We start from the raw sequence: 2960 nt of genomic DNA on the forward strand, positions 1-2960 counted from the left end.
GCTACAGCTGCTGGCGTCGGGGCCGCAGACGCGGCGCGACCTCGCGGCGGCGACCGGCGCGTCGCAGGCGACGCTGGGGCGGATCCTCGAAGACTTCGCGGAGCGGTCGTGGGTCAGCCGCGACGGGGGAGCGTACGTCGCGACCGCGACCGGGGAGCTCGTGGCCGACGGCATCGAGGAACTCGTCTCCGTCCTCGAAACGGAGACCAAACTGCGGGACGTCGTGGCGTACCTGCCGGCGGCGGAACTGGGGTTCGACCTCCGGCGTCTCGCCGACGCGACCGTCACGATGCCGAGTCGGACGCGCCCCAGCGCGCCGCTCCAGCGCGTCCTCGACGCGATGGCCAGCGCGCGAACGCTGCGCGCGTTCTCGCACACGCTCAACGAGCAGAGCCTCGCGACGGCCCGCGAAACGGTGGCCGCGGGCGACCAGACGTTCGAGGCGGTCCTCTCGACCGACGCGATCGAGGCGCTCGCCGACGACGACGGCCTCTGGGCGGACCTCCGAGCGCTCGCCGCGAGCGACGACGCGGAGATACGCGTCCGCCGAGAGGAGGTCCCGCTGGCGGTCACCGTCGCGGACGGGACCGTCTACCTCCTCGTCCGCGACGACGGCGGCATCCTCCGAGCGTCGCTCCACACCGACGACCCGACGGTCCGCGAGTGGGCAGAAGGGGCCTTCTCGGGCTACTGGGACTCGGCGAATCCGTTCGATCCGACGGCATTCAGGGAGTGAGTCGGCGGGCCGACGGGCCGCCTCGCCGGCCGACCGCGTGCCGTCCGGGCCGGAGAGAACGCGGGTTCGGTCCCGGACAAAACGCACTTAGCCGCGGTCCGCGTATCGGTAGTGATGCCACCCCGTGACGCGGAGTTAGTGATCGAAACGTGGCGATTTCGGGAGCGCGAGCTGCCGCGCGTCCCGCCGGCGGGCTGGGCGACGACCGACCGGCTTCGCGAAGCGGTGTGCCTGGCGGTAGCGTGCTCTGTCGACGGCGTCGAGCGCGTCGACCCGTTCGCGGGACCGGCGACCGAACGCGAGCGGTTCGAGGCGACCGTGACCGCGGAGTCTGTAGATCACGACCTCGTCCGACTGGTGGGGTCGGCGTCGGACAGCCCGGAAGCGGAGGGAGAAGCAGACGGTCGACGGGAGTCGTTCAGTGAATCGACGAAGCAGTTCGATCTGGACGAAGCGCTCGACCGGCTCTGACGACCAGTGAACGGCGGGACGCCGTCGCCGGACTGGCAGTTCGACCTCGGTCGCTACTCGTCGTCCGGGCTCGACACTCGCACTACCTGCTTGCCGATGTTGTCGCCGGAGAAGAGCCCGAGGAAGGCGTCGGGCGCGTTCTCCAGCCCCTCCACGACCGTCTCGCGGTGTTCGAGCTCACCGGTCGCGACCCACCGGCCGAGCTGTTCGCTCGCCTCGCCGAAGCGCGTCGCGAAGTCGCCGACGAGCAGCCCCTCGATGCTGGCCCGCACGGGGATGATCTGCGGGAGCTTCCGCGGCCCGGTCGGGACGCCCTCGTCGTTGTAGTGGGCGATCTGGCCGCAGACCGCGACCCGCGCGTCGAGGTTCAGTTGCGTGAACACCGCGTCGGTGATCGGGCCGCCGACGTTGTCGAAGTACACGTCGATGCCGTCGGGCGCGGCCTCGGCGAGCGCGGCGCGGTAGTCGTCTGTCGCCTTGTAGTTGATCGCGGCGTCGAAGCCGAGGTCGTCGGTGAGCCAGTCGGTCTTCTCGTCGCTGCCGGCGAAGCCGACGACGCGACAGCCGTTTCGCTTGGCGATCTGGCCCACGACCGAACCGACCGCGCCAGCCGCGCCGGAGACGACGACCGTGTCGCCGGGCTTAGGCTGGCCGACCTCCAGCAGGCCGAAGTAGGCGGTCCGGCCGGGCATGCCGAGCACGCCCAGGTACGCCTCGGGGTCGGCGACGGTCGGGTCGACGGGCGCGACGTCGTCGGCGTCGAGGGTCGCGTAGTCGGCCCACTTCCCCTCGCCGGTCACGAGGTCGCCCGCGTCGTACGCGTCGCTCTCGCTCTCGACCACTTCGCCGACGACGCCGCCCTTGAGCGCGTCGCCCACGTCCCACGGCTCCGCGTAGGACTCGACGTCCCGCATCCGGCCGCGCATGTACGGGTCGACCGAGAGGTATCGGATTCGGACGAGGAGTTCGCCCGGGTTGGGCGTCGGCACGTCCGTCTCGCGCAGTTCGAAGCTGTCCGTGTCCGGTTCGCCGTCGGGCCGTTGGGCGAGAAGCCACTCGCGGTTGGTGTTCGTCACGGTCCTCCTTGCGCCATCAACGGCAATAGGGTTTGGACCCCAGCAGGCGCGGTGGGGATCCGGAAGTCGGTGTCGCGTAGCGATTCGGAGATCAGCGATCAGTGAGGACGCGGGCGACGCGGGGCGTCACGGCCCGTCAAGCGGGATCCGCAGTCGGCCGTCGACCAGTTTCCCGTCGGCCGGGTTCCCGTCGGTCCCGTCGACCTCCGTGTCGTACGGCGCGGAGCGCTCGGCGACACTGCGACCGAGCATCAGGTCGCCGACGAAGCCGATCCGCGCCGCGTCGGCGTCTCCGTCGGCGGCGTCGGCGGCGGCTGCTTCGGCGGCGTCAGCGTCGCTCGCGTCGTCGTCGGGATCCGACGAGAACGCGGCGCAGCCGGCGGTTCCGGTCACGCCGCCGACGCCCGAGGCGAGCAGCGCGCGGCGCGAGAGCATCGTCGGAAATCTCGACGTGCGCGACTTCAACCCTCCGGACGGGGATCGGAATCGGGAGATGACCGGGGGAGACGGAGGGGAAGTGACGGAGAGAGCGGCGGGGACCGTCGCGAAGAGAGGTGGGGGCAGTCGACGCCGCGGTCACGCGACCGCGACGCCGTTGCGCGCGAGGTAGTCGCTCGCGGCCTTGATCTCGACCGGGCTGCCGATGATCCGATACCGCTCCGGCAGTTCGACGACGG

The 2960-nt window shown here is 71.2% G+C and carries 5 protein-coding genes; 2 read left to right on the forward strand and 3 right to left on the reverse strand.

The window, feature by feature from the left end; all coding sequences use genetic code 11:
* Together C472_RS05265 and C472_RS05270 are read left to right on the forward strand one after the other, a co-directional pair.
* A partial coding sequence (locus C472_RS05265; RefSeq protein ID WP_006628767.1) for a helix-turn-helix transcriptional regulator occupies window positions 1-736 on the forward strand: 736 nt, incomplete at its 5' end.
* 114 nt (window positions 737-850) lie between these two features.
* Window positions 851-1207 carry a hypothetical protein gene (locus C472_RS05270; RefSeq protein ID WP_006628768.1) on the forward strand — a complete coding sequence of 119 codons (357 nt, stop codon included), beginning with the start codon at window positions 851-853 and terminating at the stop codon, window positions 1205-1207.
* 53 nt (window positions 1208-1260) lie between these two features.
* Here the strand turns inward: C472_RS05270 and C472_RS05275 are convergent, their stop codons facing one another.
* The 3 genes from C472_RS05275 to C472_RS18165 all read right to left on the reverse strand — a co-directional run.
* Window positions 1261-2283, reverse strand: a complete 1023-nt coding sequence (locus C472_RS05275; RefSeq protein WP_006628769.1) for an NADP-dependent oxidoreductase — start codon at window positions 2281-2283, stop codon at window positions 1261-1263.
* Window positions 2284-2409: 126 nt separating this feature from the next.
* Window positions 2410-2718: a hypothetical protein gene (locus C472_RS16885; RefSeq protein ID WP_006628770.1), complete on the reverse strand. Its 309-nt coding sequence runs from the start codon at window positions 2716-2718 to the stop codon at window positions 2410-2412.
* Between the two features lie 141 nt (window positions 2719-2859).
* A partial coding sequence (locus C472_RS18165; RefSeq protein ID WP_006628771.1) for a VNG_1110C family protein occupies window positions 2860-2960 on the reverse strand: 101 nt, incomplete at its 5' end.

Source organism: Halorubrum tebenquichense DSM 14210 (assembly GCF_000337415.1).
Lineage (GTDB): Archaea > Halobacteriota > Halobacteria > Halobacteriales > Haloferacaceae > Halorubrum > Halorubrum tebenquichense.

Bases quoted from the DNA above. Each gene is read 5' to 3' on its own strand.
- C472_RS16885 (WP_006628770.1), bottom strand. From the start codon at position 2,718: ATGCTCTCGCGCCGCGCGCTGCTCGCCTCGGGCGTCGGCGGCGTGACC.
- C472_RS05270 (WP_006628768.1), top strand. From the start codon at position 851: ATGCCACCCCGTGACGCGGAGTTAGTGATCGAAACGTGGCGATTTCGG.